Source organism: Paracoccus tibetensis (assembly GCF_900102505.1).
GTDB classification, from domain to species: domain Bacteria; phylum Pseudomonadota; class Alphaproteobacteria; order Rhodobacterales; family Rhodobacteraceae; genus Paracoccus; species Paracoccus tibetensis.
In genome coordinates this window covers 41,649-61,331 of sequence record NZ_FMVT01000015.1, presented here as the reverse complement: position 1 = coordinate 61,331, position 19,683 = coordinate 41,649, and the positions used below count along the sequence as shown (strand labels likewise).

Below are 19,683 nucleotides of genomic sequence, written 5' to 3'. Positions count from 1 at the left end.
GCAAGCACGCGAGAAACGGAATGCTGTCGCCTGCGGAGTTCGAGCGACGGCAGATGATGAGACGTGAAGGCGTCTAAGAAAATCGGGGCTGTTCAAACCACCTTTACCTCTCCGGCCTCCACCGACTTTCGTTCCGCTTGGGCAAGCTCATGTTGAAGGACAGCTACGGCGCCGGGCAAGTGCTTCAAGGCGCTACGACGGTCGGGACCAAGGGGAGTGCGCAGTTCAGACTTTCCGACGATGGCGCGAAGGGCTTTGGGCACGACCAGACGGGCGAAGAACCTGCCGTCTCTATTCAGTAAGTAGCGGGTGGCGCCGGCCATGCTGAGGTCCATTTTGTAACGCAACTTGTAACATCAGAACGACCAAAGCCCCTGCAAAGCAAGGACTTTCTGCGACTTCAGAGGCTTAGAGGGAGAAGCGGTGAGAGGCTGGACAACGACCCAAGCGGGGCTCGTTACGGCTGCTTCCTTCCGGACCTGACCGAGTTGGCGAGACGCCTGCCCGCGCCAACCTCTCGCGGCGAGACATAGGCTGCGCTTGGGCGGGATGCAACCCCTCGCCGAGGCTTCCCGCAGACGTTCAGAAGGTCAGGCGCATCAGCGCGAAGCCGTCCTCGGTCTCGCCTGCCGGCTCCAGCGCCACGCCCGGCACGGGCAGCGCCTCGGTTGCCGCGGGCGAGGTCGGGAAAAGGGCCGTGCTGCCGGGCGGGGCGAGGAACTGCCAGTGCAGGCGATGGTCCGGCGCGATCCTCCGGCGGCGGCGCACGTAGCGGCGCAGGATGTCCCGCGTCAGCGGGCCGCCGGCGAACGCGATCTCGTTCTCGGCCACCAGCGGCGCGAAGAGGCCGCAGCTGGCCAGCCGGTAGGTGTTCGTGGCAAGGATGAAGCGGTCGTCCGGGGCCACCGGCCGCCCGCGATGGCTGAGGCCGCGCACCCGCCCGGCCGACGGATCGGCAAGCGCGCCCGCAGGCGTGAAGCGGGGCGGGCAGGAGAGGTCGATCTGCCAGCTGACCGTGTCCACGATGTCGAAGTTGTAGGCGGGGAAGGCGGGGTCCAGCAGCGGCACGTCGCGGCAGCCGGGATGCAGCTGGCGGAACATGCTGGCCGAGCGCTCCAGCCAGTCGCGCAGCTGGGTCCCGGTCAGGCAGACCGCGGCGATGCGGTTGGGGAAGGCGTAAAGATCGGCCATGTGGCGCAGCTGGAGGCTGCCGGCCGGGATGTGGGTGTAGTTGCCCGGCCCGGCGCGCCCGCCCGAGCGGAAGGGCGCGGCTGCCGACAGGATCGGCAGGTCCTGCCAGCGCGTGCCGCGCAGATGGCGCCGCACGTGCCAGCGCTGCGCCTGCGCGACCAGCCGCAGCCCCGCATCCTGCCCGATGACCGAGAAATGGCTGCCGATCGGGCCGAGGCTGCGCCCGACGCGGGCCTTCAGGTGCCGCAGCGTCGCCTTGTGGGCGGGCGCGACAGGGCGCGTGACCGCGGCCAGCTCAGGCAGATCGGCCGCGACGGGCTCGCAGCGGACCTCCGCGCCGGCGACCGTCAGGCGACCACCCGCAACGCCCAATGTCAGGTCGATGACCGCCAGATGCGAGCCGCCGACGCCCGGCATGGCGGCGGGCTTTCCCGCCAGCCGGCCCGCCAGCGGATCGACCCCGGCAGAGGCCGGAAAGGCCGGGTGCGGAAAGACCTGGTGCGTGTGGCCCGCGATCACGACGTCGATCCCGGGCAGGGCGGCAAGCGCCGTCGCGGCATGTTCCATGCGCGGCTGGCCCGCCAGTTCTCCGATGCCGCTATGGGCGAGGGCGACGATCAGCTCGGCCCCCGCCGCGCGCATCTGCGGCAGCACGCGGCGGGCGCAGTCGAGGATGTCCTCGCAGGCGATCTCGGGCGTCAGGTCGCGGTCCCATTCCGCCGTCTGCGGCGGCAGGAAGCCGACGACGCCGATGCGGACCTCGCGCCGGCCTCCGCTGCCGTCGCAGAGCCGCCGGGTCAGAAGCGTGTAGGGCGCGAAGGCCGTGCCGTGCCGCACCGACAAATTGGCGGCCAGCACGGGGAAGTCGGCCGCTGCCACCGTGCGGCGCAGAAAGCGCAGCCCGAAGTTGAAGTCGTGGTTGCCGAGCGCGGCGGCGTCATAGCCGAGCGCGTTCATCGCGGCGATGGCGGGATGGTCCGAGGCGCAGCGCGCCTCGCCGCAGGTGGCGGCGTGATCGCCGACCGGCGTGCCCTGCAGGAAATCGCCGTTGTCCAGCAGAAGGCTCGCCGGCACCTCGGCCTGACGGCGGCGGATCAGCGAGGCCGCCCGCGCCAGCCCGCCCGCGCCCGCGCCGCTGAGCGTCAGGTAGTCATAGGCGAGGAGCTGCATGTGCAGGTCGGAGGTGGCGAGGATGCGCAGGCCGTAGCGCGCCTGTGCCGGGTCCGGATCGTCGGCGCCCTCCGGGTTGCCTGTCTCGGGCAGGAAAGCCGCGTCCGCCAGGCTGGTCATCGCAATGCGGCCTCATCTGCATGTCATTTTCCGATGGTTAACCGCTGCCTTCTCGCTTCACAACCGGTGATTGATGGGCGCGCCGTGTCAGCGCGTTGCGGCCGGTGATTGCCAGCGGGGCGTCTCAACCTCCGGCATGTGTTGAACAGGGGAGGGGACTGGACTATCAGCAGGGCGGGGCGCCCCCTTGTGGCGCGTTTTCGAACGACGGGCGGACGGCTGGCAGATGAAGTTTTCGACGCGGGTTGATGCGGACAAGCCGGCAGAAGAGCTGTTCAGGTCCCTGAGCGATTTCGACGCTCTCGAGCGGCTGATGGTCGGCCGCGGGGCCAGCGTCACGCGCATCGATCCCGCCGAGGAGACCGGCATCACGATGGGCTGGCACATCGGCTTCGACTGGCGGGGCAAGCCACGCAACATGCGCCTGACGGTCGTGCGCTTCGATCGCCCCGAACATGTCGCGCTGGCCGGGCGATCGGACGCGCTGGAGCTGTCGGTCAACGCCACCGTGGTCGCCCTCAGCCGGACGAAGTCGCGCCTGATCTTCGAGACCGAGATCCGCCCGCGCAGCATGAAGGCGCGGCTGATGCTTCAGACCGCGAAGCTGGGCAAGTCGCAGCTGGACCGGCGCTACGCGCGCCGCGTCGCCGACTTCATCGCCCAGATGGGCAGCCTGAACCGCTGAGGCTATTCCGCCGCGTGGCGCTGGTTCTCGCGCAGCGGGGCGGCGGGGTAGGTGCCGAGGATCGTCAGGGACGAGGTGAAGTAGGACAGCTCGTCAAGCGCCCGGCGCACATTCGCGTCCTCGGGATGGCCCTCGACATCGGCGTAGAACTGCGTGGCGGTGAAGACGCCGTCCACCATGTAGCTTTCCAGCTTGGTCATGTTGACGCCGTTCGTGGCAAAGCCGCCCATCGCCTTGTAGAGCGCGGCGGGAATGTTGCGGACCCGGAAGACGAAGGTCGTCATCATCCGCTCGGCCCGGCGCGCCGCGTCGGGCTGGCGCGACATGATCAGGAAGCGCGTGGTGTTGTTCTGCCGGTCCTCGATCTCGTCGGCAAGACGCTCGAGGCCGTAGATCTCTCCGGCCAGCGGCGCGGCCAGGGCGGCCAGCGACGGATTGCCGCGCCCGGCGACCTCGCGGGCCGATCCCGCGGTGTCGGCGCCGGTGACGGGGCGGATGCCGTGGCGGCGCAGGAAGCCGCGGCACTGGCCCAGAAGCACCGTGTGGCTCATCGCCTCGCGAACGTCCTCAAGGCGCGTGCCGGGCAGGGCGAGCAGGCTGATATGGACGCGGACGAAGGCCTCGTCGATGATGTGCAGGCCGGATTCTGGCAGCAAATGGTGGATGTCGGCGACACGCCCATAGGTCGAGTTCTCAACCGGCAACATCGCCAGTTCCGCCTCGCCCGAGCGGACCGCCTCGATGACGTCCTCGAAGGTGCGGCAGGGCAAAGGATCCAAGTCGGGGCGCGCGCTGCGACAGGCCTCGTGGCTGTAGGCCCCCGGCTCTCCCTGGAAGGCGATGCGATTGGTGGTCATGGCGCGTCCGAATTCTGGCTGTGCCGGGAGAACTACACCTTGATCCTCTGAAGCGAAAGCGGATAGATACAGCGCGAATTGACGAGCTTACCAAGGCGGGGACCGCACGCGATGTTCAACACCATGACCCTGACCAAGGCAGCCGGCGCCTTCATCGGCGCGCTGCTGTTCCTGATGCTGGCGAATTGGGGCGCGAGCGAGCTGTACCATGTCGGCCCCTCGGGTCACGGCGATGGCGAGCACGAGATCACGCAGGCCTACACCATCCCCGTGCCGGAAAGCGAGGGTGCCGACGCCGCCGAGGTCGAGGAAGTGGACTTCGAGGTGCTGCTGGCCTCGGCCGATCTCGCGCAGGGCGAGCGGGAATGGGCCAAGTGCCGCTCCTGCCACCAGCTGAACGGCAATGACGGCGTCGGCCCGCACCTGAACGGCGTCGTGAACCGCGACAAGGCCTCGGTCGCGGGCTTCAGCTATTCCTCGGCCGCGCTCGACATGCCGGGCGTCTGGACGCCCGAGAACCTGTTCGCCTTCATCGAGAACCCGCGCGGCTACATGCCCGGCACCGCCATGAGCTTCGCCGGCATCCGCGACGACCAGGCCCGCGCCAGCCTGATCGCCTTCCTCGAGCAGAACCCCTGATCGCGCGGGTCCTCCCGCACCGAAGAGGCACGGCCCCGGCATACGCCGGGGCTTTTTCTTTGAGCGCCCGCCGCGCGGCTTGCGGCCCCGTGTCGCGGCGCCGCCGCTCACGAAAACGCGGCTTGATGGGCGGGGCGCTGCTGGCCTAGCCTCGTGCATCATCTGCCTTCGGGCCTGACGAGGAGCTGCCATGCGATCCACCGCCCTTGCCGCCATTCTGGCGGCCGCCGCCGCCGCCGCCACGCCTGCCGCCGCGCAGGAGTCGCCAGCGGCCGCCGAGGGGGCCGGCACGCAAGAGGGGATCATCGTCTCGCACGGCATCGGGGTCTTCGGCGAGCCGGCGCTGCCGGCGGATTTCGCGCATCTGCCCTATGTGAATCCCGACGCGCCGAAGGGGGGCGAGATGTCGCAGGCCATCCCGAACGCGATGGGTTTCGACAACTTCAACCCCTTCACCTTCCGCGGCCGCGCCGCCGCCCTGTCCTCGATCATGCTGGAGTCGATCCTGACCGGCACCGCCGACGAGGTGGGCGCGGCCTATTGCCTTCTCTGCGAGCGGATCGAGTATCCCGAGAGCCGCGATTGGGTCATCTTCCACCTGCGCCCCGAGGCCCGCTTCAGCGACGGCACGCCGCTGACGGCTGAGGACGTCCTCTTCAGCTACGAGACGCTCCGCGACCGCGGCCTCTCCAGCTTCCGCAACGTGATCGCCCAGAAGGTCGCGGGGGCCGAGGTGCTGGACGATCACCGCATCCGCTTCACCTTCGTCCCCGAGTCCCCGCGCCGCGACGTGATCCAGTCCGTGGGCGGGCTGCCGGTCTTCAGCCGCGCCGATTTCGAGGCGAACGAGCGCGACCTCGAGCAGCCGATGCAGGCCGCCTTCATCGGCTCGGGTCCCTATGTCTTCGACCGCGCCGATCCCAACCGCTCGGTCCGCTACCGGCGCAACCCGGACTACTGGGGCGCGGACCTGCCGATCAACCGCGGGCGCTTCAACTTCGACACGCTGCGCTATGAATACTTTGCCGATTACGGCGCCGCGTTCGAGGCCTTCAAGGCGGGCGAGTACACGTTTCGCCGCGAGGTCAGCAGCCTGATCTGGGCGACCGGCTACGACTTTCCCGCCATGGGCCGGGGCTGGGTGCGCCAGGAGACGCTGCCGGACGGAACCGTCGCCTCGGGACAGGCCTGGGTGCTGAACCTGCGCCGGCCGCAGTTCCAGGACATCCGCGTGCGCGAGGCCATCGGGCTGATGTTCAACTTCGAATGGTCAAACGCCTCGCTCTTCTACGGGCTATACGAGCGCGTCGACAGCTTCTGGGAGAACAGCGCCCTCGAGGCCAGCGGCCCGCCGACCGAGGCCGAGCGCGCCCTGCTCGAGCCGCATGCCGCCGACCTGCCCGAGGGCATCCTGACCGCGGACGCCGTCACCGCGCCCGTCAGCGGCGAGCGGCAGATGGACCGGGGCAACCTGCGCCGCGCCGCCGCGCTTCTGGACGAGGCCGGCTGGCCGGTCGGCAGCGACGGCATCCGCCGCAACGCCGAGGGGACGGTGCTGCGCGTCGAGATCCTGAACGACAGCCAGACCTTCGACCGCGTCATCAACCCCTTCGTCGAGAACCTGCGCGCCCTCGGCGTCAGCGCCCAGAACCTGCGCGTGGACAATGCCGAGGCGGAAACCCGCCGCCGCTCGTTCGACTTCGACATGACCAGCGACCATCTGGGTCAGGACGAGATCCCCGGCCCTTCGCTGCAGCAGTTTTTCGGCTCGGCCAATGTCGGGGACGCGTTCAACTCGGCCGGGGTCGAGAACCGGGCGATCGACGCGCTGATCGCGCAGGTCGAGGCGGCGGACACGCAGGACGAGCTGGAGACGCGGGTCCATGCGCTGGACCGCGCCCTGCGCGCGATGCATTTCTGGGTGCCGCAATGGTACAACCCGAACCACCTGGTCGCCTATTTCGACATCTACGGCCGGCCCGAGACGCTGCCGCCCTACGCCCTGGGCGAGATGGACTTCTGGTGGTTCGACGCCGAGAAGGCGCAGGCCCTGCGCGAGGCCGGCGCGCTGCGGCGCTGAGCGGCGCTTGATTTTCCGCTTCCGATTGCCGACAAGGCAGGACAATCAGAGGGCCCGGCGGAAGGGTCACGGCTTGGGGAAGGGCAGAGGCTGATGGGCGCGTATATCCTGCGGCGGATTCTGCTGATCATCCCGACGCTGTTCGGGATCATGCTGATCAACTTCACGCTGACGCAATTCGTGCCGGGCGGCCCGATCGAGCAGATCGCCGCCCAGATCCACGGCGAGGGCGACGTCTTCCGCAACATCACCGGCGGCGGCGCGGAGGCGGGCCAGCAGGCCCTCTCGGGCTACGAGGGCGCGCGCGGCCTGCCGCCCGAGTTCATCGCCCAACTCGAGCGCGAGTTCGGCTTCGACCGCCCCCCGGTCGAGCGGTTCTTCGTTATGATCGGCAACTACCTGACCTTCGATTTCGGCCGGTCCTGGTTCCGCTCGATCAGCGTGGTGGACCTGGTGCTGGAGAAGATGCCGGTCTCGATCACGCTCGGCCTGTGGTCCACGATCATCGCCTATCTCATCTCGATCCCGCTCGGCATCCGCAAGGCGGTGCGGGACGGCACGCGCTTCGACACCTGGACCTCGGGCGTCATCATCATGGCCTATGCGGTGCCCGCCTTCCTCTTCGCGGTCATCCTGATGGTGCTGTTCGCGGGCGGCAGCTACTGGCAGATCTTCCCGCTGCGGGGGCTGACCAGCGACAATTTCGACCAGCTGAGCCTCTGGGGCAAGATCGTGGACTACGCCTGGCACGCGACGCTGCCGGTGCTGGCCGTCACGATCAGCAGCTTCGCGACGCTGACCCTGCTGACCAAGAACAGCTTCCTTGACGAGATCAACAAGCAATACGTGATGACCGCCCGCGCCAAGGGCCTGACCGAGCGGCGCGTCCTCTACGGCCATGTCTTCCGCAACGCCATGCTCATCGTGATCGCGGGCTTTCCGGCCATGTTCCTCGGCGTGTTCTTCGGCTCGTCGATCCTGATCGAGACGATCTTCTCGCTCGACGGCCTCGGCCGCCTCGGCTTCGAGGCGGCGGTGCAGCGTGACTACCCGGTGATCTTCGGCACGCTCTACGTCTTCGGGCTGATGAGTCTCGTTGTCGGCATCCTGTCCGACCTCATGTATGTCTTCGTCGATCCGCGCATCGACTTCGAGAAGAGGGCGGGCTGATGGCCATGTCCGAGCTGAACCGCCGCCGCTGGCGCAACTTCCGCCGCAACGGCCGCGCCTTCTGGTCGCTGGTGATCTTCGCGGTCCTTTTCGTCACCGCCATGTTCGCCGAGATCGTGGCCAACGACAAACCCATCGTCGTGCGCTATCAGGGCGAGCTTTACTGGCCTGCCTACAACTTCTACCCCGAGACGACCTTCGGCGGCGATTTCGGCACCGAGGCCGTCTATCGCGAGGCCGAGGTGCAGTGCCTCATCGTCTCGGGCGGGCGCGAGGATTGCTGGGACGACCCCGAGGGCTTCATGGCCGCCGTCCGCTCGCAATCGACGGACGTGCCGAAGGCCGAGCAGGGCTGGATGATCTGGCCGCCGATCCCCTATCACTACCGCACGATCAACAATGTCGGCACGGCGCCCTCGGCGCCGGACGGCAACCACCTGCTGGGCACCGACGACACCGCGCGGGACGTGCTGGCGCGGGTGATCTACGGCTTCCGCACCTCGATCCTGTTCACCCTGATCGTGACGGTGGTGGCCTCGACCATCGGCATCTCGGCCGGGGCGATCCAGGGCTATTTCGGCGGCAAGACCGACCTCGTCTTCCAGCGGCTGCTGGAGATCTGGGCCTCGACGCCCGGCCTTTACGTCATCATCATCCTCTTCGCGATCCTCGGGCGAAGTTTCTGGCTGCTGGTCTTCGTGACCATCCTCTTCGGCTGGCCCGCGCTGGTCGGCGTGGTCCGGGCCGAGTTCCTACGCGCGCGCAACTTCGAATATGTCCGCGCCGCCCGCGCACTTGGGGTCAGCGACCGCAAGATCATGTTCCGCCATATCCTGCCGAACGCGATGGTCGCCACGCTGACCATGCTGCCCTTCGTCGTCACCGGCACGATCAGCGGCCTCGCGGCGCTGGATTACCTCGGCTACGGTCTGCCCGCCGGGTCCGCCTCGCTCGGTGAGATGGCGCGGCAGGCGACGCAGAACCTGCAGGCGCCGTGGCTCGCGTTCACCTCGTTCTTCACCTTCGCCATCATGCTGTCGCTTCTGGTCTTCATCTTCGAGGGCATCCGCGACGCGTTCGATCCCCGAAAGACCTTCAAATGAGCCGTCCCGACGATCCCAGCCTGCCGCCGGGACGCGAGCCGGCGAGCCTGTTGACCACCGCCGCGCCCGCCGCAGCGGCCGATAGCCACGGCGCCGAGATGCCCGGCAACGGCGTGGCGGCGCCCATCCCGGCGCCTCCGGCGCCCGCGGATGCGGTGCTGGCGGTCCATGACCTGCGCATCGGCTTTCGGTCCGAGGGCCAGACGCTCCCTGCGGTCAAGGGCGTCAGCTTCCATATCCGCAAGGGCGAGACGGTGGCGCTGGTCGGCGAGAGCGGCTCGGGCAAGTCGATCACCGCGCTCTCGACCGTGCAGCTTCTGGGCGCCTCGGCCGTGGTCGAAGGCTCGGTAAAGTACGGCGGCCGCGAGATGGTCGGCACGCCCGAGCGCACCCTGCGCGACATCCGGGGAAACGACATCAGCTTCATCTTCCAAGAGCCGATGACCTCGCTGAACCCGCTGCACACGCTGGAAAAGCAGCTGTCCGAGAGCCTCGCGCTGCACCAGAACCTGACGGGGGCCAAGGCGCGCGCGCGGATCATCGAGCTGCTGACCCGGGTCGGCATCCGCGACCCCGAGACGCGGCTGGCCGACTACCCGCACCAGCTCTCGGGCGGGCAGCGCCAGCGGGTGATGATCGCGATGGCCTTGGCGAACGGACCCGAGCTGCTGATCGCCGACGAGCCCACCACCGCGCTGGACGTCACGATCCAGGCGCAGATCCTCGACCTGCTGGCCGAGCTGAAGGCCGCCGAGGGCCTGTCGATGCTGTTCATCAGCCACGATCTGGGCATCGTGCGGCGCATCGCGGACCGGGTCTGCGTGATGAAGGACGGGCTGATCGTCGAGCAGGGGCCGGTCGAGGACATCTTCGCCCGCCCGCGGCACCCCTACACCCGCAAGCTGCTGGAGGCCGAGCCGACCGGCCTCGCCGAACCCCTCGCCGAGACCGCGCCGGTGCTGGTCGAGACGAAGGGCCTCAAGGTCTGGTTCCCGATCAAGCGCGGCCTGCTTCGCCGCACCGTCGGCCATGTGAAGGCGGTGAACGACGCCACGCTGCGCCTGCGCGCGGGCGAGACGCTCGGCATCGTCGGCGAGTCGGGCAGCGGCAAGACCACGCTCGCCCTTGCCATCATGCGCCTGATCGAGAGCGAGGGGCCGATCCTCTTCATGGGGCAGGACATCTCGGCTTGGGGCGGCGGTCAGCTGCGCCGCCTGCGCCGCGACATGCAGATCGTCTTCCAGGACCCTTTCGGCAGCCTCAGCCCGCGCATGACGGTCGAGCAGATCATAGCCGAGGGACTGGGCGTGCACGGCGTCCAGAAGGGCCGCGACCCGCGCCAGATGGTGGCCGAGATCATGGCCGAGGTCGGGCTCGATCCCGCCATGATGCACCGCTACCCGCACGAGTTCTCGGGCGGGCAGCGCCAGCGCATCGCGATCGCCCGTGCCATGATCCTGCGCCCCAAGGTCGTGGTGCTGGACGAGCCGACTAGCGCGCTCGACATGACCGTGCAGGTGCAGATCGTGGCGCTGCTGCGTGAGCTCCAGCGCAAGCACGGACTGGCGTTCCTCTTCATCAGCCACGACCTCCGGGTGGTGCGCGCGATGTCGCATCACATCATGGTCATGCGCGCCGGCGACGTGGTCGAGCAGGGCAGCGCGGCCGAGATCTTCGCGGCGCCGCGCGAGGACTACACCCGCGCGCTCCTCCGCGCCGCCTTTCCGGACGCCGTGCCGGCCGCCGGATGAGGATCCTCTTCGTCCACCAGAACTTTCCCGGCCAGTTCCCCCATCTCGCGCCGGCGCTGGCCGCGCGGGGCCACGAGGTGCTGGCTCTGACGGACGAGAGGAACGGCCGCGCCAGCCCGGTGCCGGTGGTGCGCTACAAGTCCCCGGTGCCGCCCGCGGTCAATGGCCTTCTGGGCCGCGCCTATGCCGAACATGCCGAGCGGGCGCTGGTGGCGGCGCGGGGCGCGCGAGCACTGCGGGATCGGCACGGCTTCGCGCCCGACCTTATCATCGGCCATCCGGGCTGGGGCGAGACGCTGCTGCTGACCGAGATATGGCCCGAGGCGAAGCTGCTGCTCTATGCCGAGCTGATGTACCGCACCCGCGGCCAGGACGTCGGCTTTGACCCCGAGGTGAGCGCGGGCACGGACGAGGGGCGCTTCCTCACCGTCGCCCGCAGCGCCCATCTGGTCCAGGCGATGGTCCAGGCGGACGCCGCCATCGCGCCGACGCACTATCAGGCGGGCAGCTTCCCGGCAGAGTTGCAGGGCAAGATCACCGTGATCCATGACGGCATCGACACCGACCGCGTGGCGCCGGACGCGGCCGCGCGCCTGACGCTGCCGGACGGGCGGGTGCTGACGGCAGCGGACGAGGTGCTCAGCTACGTCTCGCGCTCGCTCGAGCCCTATCGCGGCTTTCACGTCTTCATGCGTGCGTTGCCGGCGGTGCTGGCGGCGCGGCCCGAGGCGCAGGTGGTGATCGTGGGCGGCGACGGTGTGAGCTATGGCGGCCCGCCGCGCGAGGGGGGCAGCTGGAAGGCGAAGATGCTGGCCGAACTGCCGGGTCTGGACCTGTCTCGCGTGCATTTCCTCGGCCGCGTGCCTTATGACGATTACCTGTCGCTGCTGCAGATCGCGCGCGTGCATTGCTACCTGACCTACCCCTTCGTTCTCAGCTGGTCGCTGACCGAGGCGATGGCGGCAGGCACCTACATCGTCGCCTCGGACTCCGAGCCGGTGCGCGAGCTGGTGACGGACGGGGTGAACGGCCGGCTGGTGCCGTTCTTCGACCGCGATGCGCTGGCCGCCGCGCTGGTCCGCGGGCTTGAAGGCAATGCCGAGGCGGCGCGGCTGAAGGCGGCGGCGCGGCAGACCATTCTGGACGGCTATGCGCTGAAGGACTGCCTCCAGCGGCAGATTGCCTGGGTGGAACGCGTCGCGGGGATGCGCTAGACCCTTGGGACTTCAAGCAAGGGGGGCCATGATGGTCGAGATCCGCCTGACGAACACCCGCACGAGGACCAAGGAGGTCTTCACGCCGATCGATCCCGGCAATGTGCGGCTGTATCTGTGCGGACCCACCGTCTATGACCGCGCCCATCTGGGCAACGCCCGGCCCGTGCTGGTCTTCGACGTGCTCGTGCGGCTGCTGCATCACGTCTATGGCACAGATGCCGTGACCTATGTCCGCAACTTCACCGACGTTGACGACAAGATCAACGCCGAGGCGCAGCGCCGCCGGGCGGCCGGCGCGGAGGCGCCGCTGGAGGCGCTGATCGCCGATCGGACGGACGAGACCATCGCCTGGTATCACGCGGACATGGATGCGCTCGGCAACCTGCGCCCCAATCACGAGCCGCGGGCGACGGCCTATATCGCGCAGATGATCGAGATGACGCGCGAGTTGATCGCGCGCGGCCACGCCTATGCCGCCGAGGGGCACGTCCTCTTCGATGTCCGCTCCTTCCCGGAATACGGCAAGCTGTCGGGCCGCTCGGTCGACGACATGATCGCGGGCGCGCGGGTCGAGGTGGCGCCCTTCAAGCGCGATCCGATGGATTTCGTCCTCTGGAAGCCCTCGGACGACGATCTGCCGGGCTGGGAGAGCCCATGGGGCCGGGGGCGGCCGGGCTGGCATATCGAGTGCTCGGCCATGTCAGCGGCGCTGCTGGGGCCGCATTTCGACATCCATGGCGGCGGGATCGACCTGCAATTCCCCCACCACGAGAACGAGATCGCGCAAAGCTGCTGCGCTCATCCCGGGGCGGGCTTTGCCAATGTCTGGCTGCACAACGAGATGCTGCAGGTCGAGGGCAGGAAGATGTCCAAGTCCCTGGGCAACTTCTTCACCGTGCGCGACCTCCTGGACCGCGGGGTGCCGGGCGAGGTGATCCGCTTCGTGATGCTGTCGACGCATTACCGGCGGCCGATGGACTGGACCGAGGCGAAGGCGCATGAGGCCGAAGCGGTGCTTCGGCGGTGGCACGGCCTCGTCGCGGGCATCGAGCCCGCGCCAAGCCCGGCGCCCGCCGTCATTGCCGCGCTAGCGGATGACCTCAACACAGCGGGCGCAATCGCGGCGCTGCACGAACTGGCGGCCCGGGGGGATGCGGCGGGGCTGGCCGCCTCGGCCCGGATGCTGGGGCTGCTGCTGCCGGGGATGGGGGACTGGGCCGTGGCGGGCGACGACACGGCGCGGCTGGTCGAGGCGCTGCTGGCGGCGCGGGCGGATGCGCGCAAGGCGCGGGACTTCGCCCGCGCGGATGCGATCCGCGACGGCTTCGCGGCGGCCGGCGTCGAGGTGAAGGACACGGCGGCGGGCCCCGAATGGGCGCTGGCGGCGGGCTTCGACGCGCACGCCCTGGCGCGGCTGGCCGAGGCGCAGGGGGCATGACGCTGGAGGCCTGCACCGAGGCGCTGCGTCAGCACGACCCCGACCGTTTCGGCGCGGTGCTGGTGGCGCGGCCGCAGGACCGGCCGGCGCTGCTGACGCTCTATGCGCTGAACCTCGAGATCGCGCGGGCGCCGTTCCAGTCGAACGAGCCGATGCTGGCCGAGATGCGGCTGCAATGGTGGGTGGACCGGCTGACCGAGATGGGGCAGGGCAAGGCCCCGCCGCTGCATGACGTGCTGACCCCGCTCTGGGAGGCCTGGGGGCAGGACGCGGGCGCGCTGGAGCCTCTGGCCGAGGCGCGGCGGCGGGACTGCGCGCGCGAGCCGTTCGCGGATGTCGCCGAGGCCGTGGCCTATGTCGACGCCACCGCAGGCCAGCTGATGTGGCAGGCCGCAAGGCGCTGCGGCGCGGCCGAGGGGCATCGCGAGATCGTCATGGCGCAGGCGCGGGGCGCGGGACTGGCCGCCTGGCTCCGGGCGCTGCCGCAGCTTCAGGGGATGCGGCTCGGCCTCGCCCAACCCTCGCCCGAGGCGGCGCGGGAACTGGCCGAGATCGGCCGCGACGGGCTGCGGCTGGCGGCGCGGCTGCACCGCAAGGTGCCGAAGACGGCGGCGGCGGCCCTCTATCCCGGCCCGCGCGTGCCGCGGCTGTTCTCCGAGATCATCGCCGGGCGGATCGATCCCTTCACCGAGGTGCCGCAGCTTTCCGCCTTCCAGCGGCGCGGCTCGCTGGCACGGCTGGCGCTGACCGGGCGCTGGTGGCGCTGAGGGCGGCAGGCCCTGTGCCGTCGCGGCGGCGCGTGCAAAAACGCTTTTCCTGACGCGGCTCCTGTGGAAGGAATGGCCCAACGCGAAGCAGGGACGGGCGATGGCGAAACGCAGGTTGGACGCAGAGGCGCGGGCGGGCCTTGGCCTCATCTCGCCGCCCTTCTTCTATGCGCTTCTGGTGCTGGCCGCGCCCCTGCTGACCATCCTCGCGACCAGCTTCCTGACCGACGGCTATCTCGAGATCATCCGCGAGCCGACGCTGGACAACTACGTCCAGGTCTTCACCGATCCCATCGTGCGCGTGGTGATGACCCGCTCGCTCATCGTGGCGGCGGTGGTGACGCTGGTGACGGTGCTGCTGGCCTTTCCCGTCGCCTATTACGTCAGCTTCCACGTCCGGCCCGAGAAGAAGGCGATGTGGCTGTTCCTGATCACCATCCCCTTCTGGACCAGCTACCTGATCCGGGTCTTCCTGTGGAAGGTGATCCTCGGGTTCAACGGCGTGGTCAACACAACGCTGACCGGCCTCGGGATCATCGACGAGCCGCTGACCTTCATCCTCTACAACGTGAACTCCATCGTCATCACGCTGGCCCATGCCTATGCGCCCTTCGCGATCCTGCCGATCTTCATCGCGCTGGAGAAGATCGACCGCTCGCTGCTGGAGGCCGGGCGCGATCTGGGCGAGAGTCGGGCGATGACCTTCTGGCGGGTGACGCTGCCGCTGGCCATGCCGGGCGTCATCGCGGCGACGCTGATCGTCTTCATCCCGACCATCGGCGACTATGTCACGCCCGAGGTGATCGGCGGCGGACGCTTTCCGATGATCGCCAACATGATCCAGGTGAACATGCTGGCGCTGGACAACCGCCCCCTCGGATCGGCGCTGGCGGTGACGACGATGGTGATCGTGGCACTGGTCAGCGTGATCTTCCTGGCCCTGAACCGCCGCTTCCTGAAGGTGCGCCGATGAAACCCCCCGCCATGAGAAGTCAGGGGCGGGGCCTGCAGCTCTATACGCTCTTCTACCTTCTGTTCCTCTACGCGCCGATCATCCTGCTGCCGCTCTTCGCCTTCAATTCGGGCACCGTCATCGCCTTCCCGCTGCAGGGCTTCACCACCGAATGGTTCGCGCAGATGTGGGGCAACGCGACGCTGCGGCGGGCGCTGATGAACTCGCTGACCATCGCGGTCTCGGCCTCGATCCTCGCGACCTGCCTCGGGATCTTCGCCGCCCGCGCCTCGACCCGGTTCGAGTTTCCGGGCCGCGGCGGCATCATGGGCTTCATCCTGCTGCCGATGGTCCTGCCCGAGATCATCGTCGCCATGTCGCTGCTGGTCGTCCTTCTGGGTACGGGCGTGCAGCTGTCGATCCTGACGGTGATCGTCGGGCACACGCTGATCTGCATGCCCTATGCGATCGCGGTCCTCTCCACCGCCTTCTCCTCGCTGGACCGCAGCCTCGAGGAGGCGGCCTATGACCTTGGCGAGACGAAATGGGGCGCCTTCCGGCTGGTGACGCTGCCCCTCGTGATGCCGGGCATCATCTCGAGCCTGCTGATCAGCTTCACGATCAGCCTCGACGAGTTCATCATCGCCTTCTTCCTGGCCGGCAACGAGCCGACGCTGCCGACCTACATCTTCAGCCAGCTGCGCTTTCCGCGCGCGATCCCGGTCATCATGGCCCTCGGGACGGTGCTGGTCATCCTGTCGATCGTCCTTCTGGCGCTCGGCGAATATTTCCGCCGCCGGGGCAACGCCCGCATCGGGGGCTCGCCCACCGGAGGGTTGATGTGACCGACGTGAAGCCGATGATCGAATGCAAGGGCGTGGACAAGTATTACGGCGACTACCACGCGCTGCGCGGCATCGACCTGACCATCCGCGCGGGCGAGTTCTTCTCGCTGCTAGGGCCGTCCGGCTGCGGCAAGACCACGCTTCTGCGGACCATCGCGGGGTTCGAGGACATCTCGGACGGGGTCGTGCTGATCGACGGGCGCGACATGGGCGACGTGCCGGCCAACAAGCGGCCGACCAACATGGTCTTCCAGTCCTACGCGATCTTTCCGCACCTGACCGTGGCCGAGAACGTCGCCTTCGGCCTGCGCCGCGACCCGCGTCCCAAGGCCGAGAAGACGGCGGCGGTCGAGGAGGCGCTGGCGATGGTCGGCCTCAAGGGCTACGGCGCCCGTGCCGCCCATGCCCTCTCGGGCGGGCAGCGCCAGCGGGTCGCGCTGGCCCGCGCGCTGATCCTGAAGCCGAAGGTGCTGCTCTTGGACGAGCCGCTCTCGGCGTTGGACCGCAAGATGCGCGAGCAGATGCAGGTCGAGCTGATCAAGCTGCAGCGCCAGGTCGGCATCACCTTCGTTCTGGTCACGCATGACCAGGAAGAGGCGCTGGTCATGTCCGACCGCATCGCAGTGATGTTCGAGGGCGAGATCGCGCAGATGGACAGCCCCGAGGCGCTTTACGCCCGCCCCGCCAGCCGCCGCGTCGCGGACTTCATCGGCGTGATGAACTTCCTGCCGGCGCGCATCCTGTCCGAAGGGCCGGAGGGCGCGCTGGTCGATGTGGCGGGCCTTGGCGAGGTGCAGCTTGCGCCCGGCCAGATCAGCCGCGCGAATGCCGCCGACAGCGGCCCGATGATCGGCTTTCGCCCCGAGACGATGACGCTGCTCGGCCCCTCGGGCACCCACACGCAGCCGCGCGAGACGAACGCGACGATCGACGAGGTCGTCTACTACGGCGACATGACCTATTACGACCTGCGCCTCGATGGGGCGGCGCGGCTGGACGGGGTGGCGCGGCCGGTGCGCATCTCGATGCGCAACGTCTTCGGCCGCGACGTGCAGGAGGTCGGCACCCGCACCCGCCTCGCCTGGTCGCCGGGCTCGCTGGTCCTCTTCCGCTAGCGCGGGCTCAGGCGTAGCCAGATCCCGTCGGCGGCGCGGATGGTCAGCCGGGCCACCGGGCGCGGCGCGCGTGCCGTGATCTCCAGTCGGTGCGCGCCGGCGATGGCGGCCAGCATGACAACGCCTTCGACCATGGCAAGCGCCGCGCCGGGGCAGCCGCGGGGGCCGGCAGAGAAGGGCAGATAGGCCGCGCGGGCGCTGGCCTTGCCTTCAGGCGTGTCCCACCGCGCGGGATCGAACTCGTCGGGCCGGTCCCAGAGCCGCTGGTGGCGGTGCAGGTGCCAGGGCGAGATGGTCAAATGGGCGCCCTTCGGAACGCGGCGGCCGCGGAACGTCTCGGGACGGCTCGCCTCGCGCGCGAACATGGCGACGGCGGGGTAGAGCCGCAGCGCCTCGCGGAAGACGGCGCGGCTGGCGCGGAGATCGGCGACGCAGGCGAAATCCCCCTTCAGCCGCGCACCCTCGGCGGCCACCTTCTCCTGCCAGTCCGGGTGGGCGGCCAGCAGCCAGAGCGCCCAAGCCAGGACCGAGGCGCTGGTTTCGTGCCCGGCGAGAAATAGCACCGCCACCTGGTCGATCATCTCGGCGCGGCTGAAACAGGCGCCGGTCTCGGGGTCGGGAGTCGTCATGATCTTCGTCGCCAGATCGTCCGGCGCGCTGCCCGCCGCGATGGCCTCGACCCGCGCCGCCACCAGCCGGGCGATCAGGCCGCGGATGCGCCCCGCCGTCTCGCGCGTGCGGCGCGAATGCGGTCGCGGCAGCCAGCGGGGCAGGGGGATGAGGCCGGCAAGGTTCACCAGCGGCTGCGCCTCCTGATGCTGGCGGAAGGCGGTGAAAACCTCGGCGGCGATGGCATGCTCGACGGGCAGCGAAAAGAGGCTGCGGAAGATCACGTCGGCCGCGGCATGGGCGGCGTGCGGCTCGATGTCGACCTCACCTGCCGGCAGGCGGGCCACGGCCGCGCGGGCGGCGTCGAGGATCGCGGGGTAGGCGTGGCGGACGCGGCCGCCCTCGAAGGCCGGGTCGATGATCCGGCGCTGGCGCGCCCAGGTCGCGCCGTTCGAGATGAAGACACCCTCGCCCAGCAGGGGCGCCAGCCCCTCGCGCATGCGGCTGGATTTGGGGAAATCCTGCGGCCGCTCCTGCAGGATCAGGCGCACCAGCACGGGGTCGTTGCAGAAGAAGCTGTGGATCAGCGGGCTGCGGAACTCGGCCATCCAGGCGCGGTAGAGCCGCTCGGGCAGGGCGGTCAGCAGGTCGCGGCGAAAGCCCCGGATGAGGCGCAGCAGCGTGCCGCGGCCCTCGGCGCCGTCCGGGCGGGGCGCCCTCATGGCCGTGCCAGCGCGGGCCGGGTGATCCGCCCGGGCGATTGCTTGCGCCCCGCGAAGCGCTGCGCCAGCGTCTTCGGCCCGGCGGTGACGGCGAAATAGTCGTAATCGCCGGGCCGGTCGAAGGCGCAGAGATACTGGAAGTGCCGGCGGAACCAGCGGTGGCGCATCTGGCGCTGCTTCTCGGGCGAGAGGCTCTGGCGGTAGGCGGCCGAGATGACCAGCGGCCAGCGCTGGTCCGGCCCGCCGACGCCCGAAACGGCGACCGGATCGCAAAGGGCGAAGCAGCAGGCGTCGCCGGGCGCGCTGACATCCAGCCAGAACAGGTCCGGCACGCGCGCGACCAGCGCCAGGTCGGCCCGCAGCCGCCGCGCCTTCGGCAGGAACGAGGCCATCGGCACGACCTGCCCGATCGTCATGAGCGACAGGTCCGGGCCGCCCTTGCGCCGCCCCGCGCGGATCAGGTCTGCGACAAGCGACACCGCCAGATAGGCGCCCGAGGAATGGCCGACGACCAGCACCTCGTCTGGCTCCTCGGCCAGCGCCGCTTGCAGCGTGGCGCGGAACTCGGCCAGCCGGGCCTCCAGCGCGGGCGGGTAGGCGCCGCCATGGGCCGCGGTGAAGGCGTAGTCGTGCAGCAGGTAATAGGCGAAGAGCCGATGGTCGAGCCGCCGCCCGAGCGCGAGAACGCTCCAGCCCGCCGCGAGTGCCAGCGGCAGCGCCAGCCAGAGGCCGAGACCCGCCGCCCCGTAGCCGACCGCCGCCGCCGCCAGCGCGGCCAGCAGCAGCTGGCACAGAAGCACCGCCACCGGGTAGAGCGCAGCGATCAGCGGCCCCCGCCGCAGCCGCGCCAGCCGCCAGAGCGTGCCGGTCGCGGCATAGGTCCAGACGGTGCGGGCCAGTTGCAGATAGGTCCCCGCGATGCCCCGCTGCATCTGCGCCTGCACAATGTCGGACCAGACCAGCACCTCGATCCGCGCCTCGGCCGGCTGCGCCGCGATCCGCGTGCGGACGTCCCAGGCAAAGCCGCGGGCTGGGTCGGGCGGAGCCGGCTGCAGCGCCAGCTCGTAGCCGGACAGGCGCGCCTGCTCGGCCCCCTCGCGGCGGTAGAGCTCGCGGTAGCGGCGCGGCGGAATGGGATCGAAGCCCGGCAGATACAGCACGCGGCGGCGGAAGGGAGCGGTCATGCGGGCCTCGTTCTCGCCCGCAGCATAGGGGGAATGGCGGCCCTCACAACCCCCTGCGGTTGCAGGAC

Annotated in this window: 17 protein-coding genes and 1 other RNA gene; 12 read left to right on the top strand and 6 right to left on the bottom strand. The window is 69.5% G+C overall.

The annotated features are described in order from the left end of the window. Positions 1-92 precede the first annotated feature (92 nt). From BLP73_RS16930 to BLP73_RS16920, 3 genes are all read right to left on the bottom strand, one after another. A complete protein-coding gene (locus BLP73_RS16930) occupies positions 93-323 on the bottom strand; it encodes a DUF6538 domain-containing protein (protein ID WP_217630716.1) in 231 nt (76 codons plus the stop codon). 99 nt (positions 324-422) lie between these two features. Further along, an RNA gene (ffs, locus tag BLP73_RS16925) (signal recognition particle sRNA small type) lies at positions 423-519 on the bottom strand. Positions 520-582: 63 nt separating this feature from the next. Beyond that, positions 583-2,481 carry a bifunctional 2',3'-cyclic-nucleotide 2'-phosphodiesterase/3'-nucleotidase gene (locus tag BLP73_RS16920; RefSeq protein WP_090747534.1) on the bottom strand — a complete coding sequence of 633 codons (1,899 nt, stop codon included), beginning with the start codon at positions 2,479-2,481 and terminating at the stop codon, positions 583-585. Positions 2,482-2,707: 226 nt separating this feature from the next. Here BLP73_RS16920 and BLP73_RS16915 point away from each other — a divergent pair, with 226 nt between their 5' ends. Further along, positions 2,708-3,166 (top strand): SRPBCC family protein, encoded by a 459-nt coding sequence (locus BLP73_RS16915; RefSeq protein ID WP_090747531.1) that lies wholly within the window; start codon positions 2,708-2,710, stop codon positions 3,164-3,166. Between the two features lie 2 nt (positions 3,167-3,168). On the opposite strand, the gene BLP73_RS16910 is transcribed toward BLP73_RS16915, so the two are convergent. Beyond that, entirely contained in the window at positions 3,169-4,023 is an 855-nt protein-coding gene (locus tag BLP73_RS16910; RefSeq protein ID WP_090747528.1) for a prephenate dehydratase, read from the bottom strand. A gap of 111 nt (positions 4,024-4,134) precedes the next feature. Here BLP73_RS16910 and BLP73_RS16905 point away from each other — a divergent pair, with 111 nt between their 5' ends. The 11 genes from BLP73_RS16905 (at position 4,135) to BLP73_RS16855 (ending at position 17,100) form a co-directional block, all read left to right on the top strand. Next, the gene (locus BLP73_RS16905; RefSeq protein WP_090747525.1) at positions 4,135-4,662 is read left to right on the top strand and encodes a c-type cytochrome; all 528 of its coding nucleotides are present in this window, start codon (positions 4,135-4,137) and stop codon (positions 4,660-4,662) included. Between the two features lie 190 nt (positions 4,663-4,852). Then, on the top strand, positions 4,853-6,742 hold the full coding sequence (locus tag BLP73_RS16900; RefSeq protein ID WP_090747522.1) for an extracellular solute-binding protein: 1,890 nt from the start codon (positions 4,853-4,855) through the stop codon (positions 6,740-6,742). 93 nt (positions 6,743-6,835) lie between these two features. After that, positions 6,836-7,912, top strand: a complete 1,077-nt coding sequence (locus BLP73_RS16895; protein WP_090747519.1) for a microcin C ABC transporter permease YejB — start codon at positions 6,836-6,838, stop codon at positions 7,910-7,912. Then, entirely contained in the window at positions 7,912-9,015 is a 1,104-nt protein-coding gene (locus BLP73_RS16890) for an ABC transporter permease (RefSeq protein ID WP_090747518.1), read from the top strand. The genes BLP73_RS16895 and BLP73_RS16890 overlap by 1 nt, the downstream gene beginning before the upstream one ends. 98 nt (positions 9,016-9,113) lie before the next feature. Then, the gene (locus BLP73_RS16885; protein ID WP_090747546.1) at positions 9,114-10,766 is read left to right on the top strand and encodes an ABC transporter ATP-binding protein; all 1,653 of its coding nucleotides are present in this window, start codon (positions 9,114-9,116) and stop codon (positions 10,764-10,766) included. After that, complete coding sequence (locus tag BLP73_RS16880; protein WP_090747515.1) at positions 10,763-11,980, top strand: glycosyltransferase; 1,218 nt, start codon at positions 10,763-10,765, stop codon at positions 11,978-11,980. Before BLP73_RS16885 ends, BLP73_RS16880 begins: the two co-directional genes overlap by 4 nt. 31 nt (positions 11,981-12,011) lie before the next feature. Further along, entirely contained in the window at positions 12,012-13,421 is a 1,410-nt protein-coding gene (gene cysS, locus BLP73_RS16875; RefSeq protein WP_090747543.1) for a cysteine--tRNA ligase, read from the top strand. Beyond that, positions 13,418-14,188: a squalene/phytoene synthase family protein gene (locus BLP73_RS16870; protein ID WP_090747512.1), complete on the top strand. Its 771-nt coding sequence runs from the start codon at positions 13,418-13,420 to the stop codon at positions 14,186-14,188. The genes cysS and BLP73_RS16870 overlap by 4 nt, the downstream gene beginning before the upstream one ends. Before the next feature lie 100 nt (positions 14,189-14,288). After that, a complete protein-coding gene (locus BLP73_RS16865) occupies positions 14,289-15,161 on the top strand; it encodes an ABC transporter permease (protein WP_090747509.1) in 873 nt (290 codons plus the stop codon). Next, positions 15,158-15,985 (top strand): ABC transporter permease, encoded by an 828-nt coding sequence (locus BLP73_RS16860; protein WP_245686727.1) that lies wholly within the window; start codon positions 15,158-15,160, stop codon positions 15,983-15,985. The genes BLP73_RS16865 and BLP73_RS16860 overlap by 4 nt, the downstream gene beginning before the upstream one ends. 14 nt (positions 15,986-15,999) lie before the next feature. Continuing rightward, positions 16,000-17,100: an ABC transporter ATP-binding protein gene (locus tag BLP73_RS16855; protein ID WP_090747540.1), complete on the top strand. Its 1,101-nt coding sequence runs from the start codon at positions 16,000-16,002 to the stop codon at positions 17,098-17,100. On the opposite strand, the gene BLP73_RS16850 is transcribed toward BLP73_RS16855, so the two are convergent. Together BLP73_RS16850 and BLP73_RS16845 are read right to left on the bottom strand one after the other, a co-directional pair. Next, positions 17,097-18,431, bottom strand: coding sequence for a cytochrome P450 (locus BLP73_RS16850; RefSeq protein ID WP_090747504.1), 1,335 nt, complete (start codon positions 18,429-18,431; stop codon positions 17,097-17,099). The genes BLP73_RS16855 and BLP73_RS16850 overlap by 4 nt on opposite strands. Then, positions 18,428-19,615, bottom strand: a complete 1,188-nt coding sequence (locus BLP73_RS16845; RefSeq protein WP_090747501.1) for an alpha/beta hydrolase family protein — start codon at positions 19,613-19,615, stop codon at positions 18,428-18,430. The genes BLP73_RS16850 and BLP73_RS16845 overlap by 4 nt, the downstream gene beginning before the upstream one ends. Positions 19,616-19,683 lie beyond the last annotated feature (68 nt).

Excerpts from the sequence above, each read along its gene's own strand:
- BLP73_RS16930 (WP_217630716.1), bottom strand. The coding sequence starts at position 323 with ATGGCCGGCGCCACCCGCTACTTACTGAATAGAGACGGCAGGTTCTTC.
- BLP73_RS16920 (WP_090747534.1), bottom strand. The coding sequence starts at position 2,481 with ATGACCAGCCTGGCGGACGCGGCTTTCCTGCCCGAGACAGGCAACCCG.
- BLP73_RS16915 (WP_090747531.1), top strand. The coding sequence starts at position 2,708 with ATGAAGTTTTCGACGCGGGTTGATGCGGACAAGCCGGCAGAAGAGCTG.
- BLP73_RS16910 (WP_090747528.1), bottom strand. The coding sequence starts at position 4,023 with ATGACCACCAATCGCATCGCCTTCCAGGGAGAGCCGGGGGCCTACAGC.
- BLP73_RS16905 (WP_090747525.1), top strand. The coding sequence starts at position 4,135 with ATGTTCAACACCATGACCCTGACCAAGGCAGCCGGCGCCTTCATCGGC.
- BLP73_RS16900 (WP_090747522.1), top strand. The coding sequence starts at position 4,853 with ATGCGATCCACCGCCCTTGCCGCCATTCTGGCGGCCGCCGCCGCCGCC.
- BLP73_RS16895 (WP_090747519.1), top strand. The coding sequence starts at position 6,836 with ATGGGCGCGTATATCCTGCGGCGGATTCTGCTGATCATCCCGACGCTG.
- BLP73_RS16890 (WP_090747518.1), top strand. The coding sequence starts at position 7,912 with ATGGCCATGTCCGAGCTGAACCGCCGCCGCTGGCGCAACTTCCGCCGC.
- BLP73_RS16885 (WP_090747546.1), top strand. The coding sequence starts at position 9,114 with ATGCCCGGCAACGGCGTGGCGGCGCCCATCCCGGCGCCTCCGGCGCCC.
- BLP73_RS16880 (WP_090747515.1), top strand. The coding sequence starts at position 10,763 with ATGAGGATCCTCTTCGTCCACCAGAACTTTCCCGGCCAGTTCCCCCAT.
- cysS (WP_090747543.1), top strand. The coding sequence starts at position 12,012 with ATGGTCGAGATCCGCCTGACGAACACCCGCACGAGGACCAAGGAGGTC.
- BLP73_RS16870 (WP_090747512.1), top strand. The coding sequence starts at position 13,418 with ATGACGCTGGAGGCCTGCACCGAGGCGCTGCGTCAGCACGACCCCGAC.
- BLP73_RS16865 (WP_090747509.1), top strand. The coding sequence starts at position 14,289 with ATGGCGAAACGCAGGTTGGACGCAGAGGCGCGGGCGGGCCTTGGCCTC.
- BLP73_RS16860 (WP_245686727.1), top strand. The coding sequence starts at position 15,158 with ATGAAACCCCCCGCCATGAGAAGTCAGGGGCGGGGCCTGCAGCTCTAT.
- BLP73_RS16855 (WP_090747540.1), top strand. The coding sequence starts at position 16,000 with ATGATCGAATGCAAGGGCGTGGACAAGTATTACGGCGACTACCACGCG.
- BLP73_RS16850 (WP_090747504.1), bottom strand. The coding sequence starts at position 18,431 with ATGAGGGCGCCCCGCCCGGACGGCGCCGAGGGCCGCGGCACGCTGCTG.
- BLP73_RS16845 (WP_090747501.1), bottom strand. The coding sequence starts at position 19,615 with ATGACCGCTCCCTTCCGCCGCCGCGTGCTGTATCTGCCGGGCTTCGAT.